Annotated in this window: 4 protein-coding genes; 1 reads left to right on the forward strand and 3 read right to left on the reverse strand. The window is 34.6% G+C overall.

Annotated elements, in window-relative coordinates:
* Positions 1-88 precede the first annotated feature (88 nt).
* The 3 genes from ACT8VG_RS08925 to ACT8VG_RS08935 form a co-directional block, all read right to left on the reverse strand.
* Positions 89-1,027, reverse strand: coding sequence for a 3-hydroxyacyl-CoA dehydrogenase (locus tag ACT8VG_RS08925; RefSeq protein WP_226793926.1), 939 nt, complete (start codon positions 1,025-1,027; stop codon positions 89-91).
* Positions 1,028-1,219: 192 nt separating this feature from the next.
* Positions 1,220-2,500, reverse strand: coding sequence for a glucose-6-phosphate isomerase (locus ACT8VG_RS08930; RefSeq protein ID WP_217107276.1), 1,281 nt, complete (start codon positions 2,498-2,500; stop codon positions 1,220-1,222).
* Positions 2,497-2,856, reverse strand: a complete 360-nt coding sequence (locus ACT8VG_RS08935) for a CvfD/Ygs/GSP13 family RNA-binding post-transcriptional regulator (protein ID WP_006506415.1) — start codon at positions 2,854-2,856, stop codon at positions 2,497-2,499. Before ACT8VG_RS08935 ends, ACT8VG_RS08930 begins: the two co-directional genes overlap by 4 nt.
* Positions 2,857-3,032: 176 nt before the next feature.
* On the opposite strand from ACT8VG_RS08935, the gene ACT8VG_RS08940 reads away from it, so the two are divergent.
* Positions 3,033-3,242 carry a hypothetical protein gene (locus ACT8VG_RS08940; protein ID WP_217107275.1) on the forward strand — a complete coding sequence of 70 codons (210 nt, stop codon included), beginning with the start codon at positions 3,033-3,035 and terminating at the stop codon, positions 3,240-3,242.
* Positions 3,243-3,360 lie beyond the last annotated feature (118 nt).

The raw sequence follows: 3,360 nt of genomic DNA on the forward strand, positions 1-3,360 counted from the left end.
CAGGAGGGGTATCACAACTGTCAGGTTGTTGTCCTCCTTATGGGTACCATTTTATGTAAACTCCTGGCATTTATTATTGCTTAGTTATTTATTTTTTGTACTTATAGAATCCTTCACCAGTACTATATCCTAATTTACCTTGATCAATATAAGACTTCAACATCTTATGCATTCCTTTGAAATTATATGGTGCTAAGAAACCAGGAATTTTTACATACATGCCTACAATCTCATAGGCAGTCTTTAATCCTACTGTATCAAGAATCTGGAACGGTCCTTTAGGTGCACCAGTACCTAAAGTCCATGCTTTATCGATACTTTCAGGATCAGAGATACCATTGACCATTAAATCCATACTTGAGAATAATAATGGAATTAACATAGAATTGAGTAGGTAACCAGACTTTTCTTTATTGACAGGTAATGGAATCATTCTAATCTCTTTCGCAAACTTCATGACTTCATCAAAATATGCTTTATTTGTTTTATCCTGCATCATAACTTCTGTCATATTATTCTTCCAAATCGTATTTGCGAAGTGTAAGGCAAGGAATTTATCAGGTCTACCAGTAAACTTAGCTAATTTACTAGGAAGCATAGTAGAAGAATTAGTCACTAGAATTGTCTTATCAGGGAGTAGGGGAGCCATTTTTGTATAGACATCCTTCTTAGCTTCCATATTTTCTGTCATAGATTCAATGACTAAATCAGCATCTTTAACTGCTATTTTCATATCAAGTTCTAGCTTGATTGTAGAATAAGCACGTTCTACCTTCTCTAGGCAGTTTTCCTTATCAAAATCATCATAGCCTGCAATACCCATACACCATGTATTGATAGATTTATCAATATCCATGAGATTGATTGCATTAATATAAGACTGCTTGATAGAATCAAGCTTAGGTTGTGTACGTCCTATACTGCCTTCACTTCTTAACCAGATTGTTACATCAAAACCACAATATGCTGCCTGGAATGCAATCTGTGATCCCAGAACGCCGCCGCCCATAATAGTAATGTTCTTCATGTTTGTCTCCTTTCTAGTAAAATGAAAACAGAAGAACAATTTCTTCTGCTTCACTACTATCTTCTTAACATTATCTAATTTTTATTATACTGATTAAAAAGAGATTATCCACTACACTTTGTGAAAAACATCACAATTTCTTACAAACTCATCACATTGTACAAAAAAATCCCGCGATTGCGGGATTTCTTATTAATATCCAGGCTTACCTAAAAGCTTGAACATATTCTTCTTATAAACTTCAACACCTGGCTGGTTGAATGGGTTAACACCTAATAGGTAAACGCTCATTGCACAAGCCTTTTCGAAGAAGTATACCATATAACCGAAGCTATATGCATCAACATGATCAAGAGTGATCTGGATGTTAGGTACGTTACCAACATTTACATGGGCATCAATAGTACCTTCACATGCTTTCTGGTTAACATAATCAACTGTCTTACCAGCTAAATAGTTTAAACCATCTAAGTTATCTGCATCACTAGGGATTTCTAAGTTCATCTGAGGTTCTTTGATCTTTAATACAGTTTCAAATAAAACCTTAGAACCTTCCTGAATGAACTGTCCTAATGAATGAAGGTCAGTTGAGAAAGTACCACTTGTAGGTAAGATACCCTTTCCTTCTTTACCTTCAGATTCACCAAATAACTGTTTCCACCATTCAGCAGTCTGCTGTAACTGTAAGTTATAAGTTACAAACATTTCAGCTGGATAACCAGCCTTTAATAACATCTGTCTTGCAACACCATACTGATAAGCATCGTTTGTAAGAAGATCTGGATTGTTGTATTTATCCTGGGCATCTTTAGCACCCTTTAACATTGCATCAACATCGATACCAGCCATTGCGATAGGGAATAATCCTACTGCAGTTAATACAGAATAACGTCCACCGATATCATCAGGAACTACGAATTCTGTATAACCTTCCTGGTCAGATAAAGTCTTTAATGCACCCTTATGAGCATCTGTAGTAGCAACAATTCTTCTCTGAGCTACTTCTTTACCCTTAGTTTCTTCAAGTAATTCTTTGAAGATTCTGAAAGCAACTGAAGTTTCAGTAGTTGTACCAGACTTAGAAATTACATTAATACCGAATTCTTTATCTTTTACATAGTTCTTAACCTGTGCTAAATAAGTAGCAGAGAATGTATTACCAATATAGATGATCTGAACCTTGTTTGTTGGGTAAAGACCATTGATTGCTTCAATAGCAGCTCTTGCGCCTAAGTAAGAACCACCGATACCACAAACTAATAAAACATCAATTTCTTCAGATAATTCTGCAGCTTTTTTCTTAATGTTTTCTACTTCAGTCTTGTTGTAGTTAGTAGGTAAGTCAACCCATCCTAAAAAGTCGTTACCTGCTCCTGTTTTGTTGTGGATCATATCATGAACTTCTGCGACTCTGTTCTTATATGATTCCATGCTTTCTGTTAATTTAGCTTTACTTAAATCAACGTTGATCATACATCTTCCTCCTTTGCGATTCCTCGACTGATCCATCGAGGCATCATTTCTCTTAGTGGATTAAAACCCTTAGGTGTTTCCACGATTGACTTTCTTTTGCGAAAACGTCTCTTTTTCGCGACTGCTTTTAAAGAAAGCCTTGCCTGGTGATGGACGTTATCTATATCAATGACTTTTACCTTAACCTGTTCTCCATAAAAGACAAATTGATTTACGTCACGAACAAATCCATCAGATATTTCTGATATATGGATTAATCCGCTGCTTCCATCAGGCAATAAAGCAAATGCACCATATGGTTGAATACCAGTAATGGTCACATCAACAATGTCACCTACATGAACTTGATGTTCCATTGCACGCCTCCAATCAACTGCATTATAGCATAATTATAATAGTGATAAAAGAATAGATAATAATAATTCTTTAATGTGAAAAAGATAAATAATTTGTATTTAATATGATATACTTTACAAAAAAAGTGAATATGGTATAGTTAGTATATACTAACACAATAGAGGGGGAGAACCATATGAAGAAAAAAATATTATATATCTTGGTTGCTGCATTACTCTATATACTCACACAAGTTCCAACTATAGTAAGTAACTATAAGTTTGAAGCTGGAATATGGGATATTGAATTGTGTAGATATGTTCTTATGTCTGTAGGATGGATGATTGTCATACTCTATGTCATTCATTTTGTGTTGGATTATATTAAGAATATGGGCGATGAATAACATTGAAGAACCCTTAGGGGTTCTCAGATTGTTGACAAATTAAATGAAAATATCAATTGGGCAATCCCAAATTGGTATTTTCATTTTTTTATGCTCAAAATATTCATATATCACTCTA

It is taken from the genome of Catenibacterium sp., assembly GCF_052354645.1.
GTDB classification, from domain to species: domain Bacteria; phylum Bacillota_I; class Bacilli_A; order Erysipelotrichales; family Coprobacillaceae; genus Catenibacterium; species Catenibacterium mitsuoka_A.

Excerpts from the sequence above, each read along its gene's own strand:
- ACT8VG_RS08925 (WP_226793926.1), bottom strand. The coding sequence starts at position 1,027 with ATGAAGAACATTACTATTATGGGCGGCGGCGTTCTGGGATCACAGATT.
- ACT8VG_RS08930 (WP_217107276.1), bottom strand. The coding sequence starts at position 2,500 with ATGATCAACGTTGATTTAAGTAAAGCTAAATTAACAGAAAGCATGGAA.
- ACT8VG_RS08935 (WP_006506415.1), bottom strand. The coding sequence starts at position 2,856 with ATGGAACATCAAGTTCATGTAGGTGACATTGTTGATGTGACCATTACT.
- ACT8VG_RS08940 (WP_217107275.1), top strand. The coding sequence starts at position 3,033 with ATGAAGAAAAAAATATTATATATCTTGGTTGCTGCATTACTCTATATA.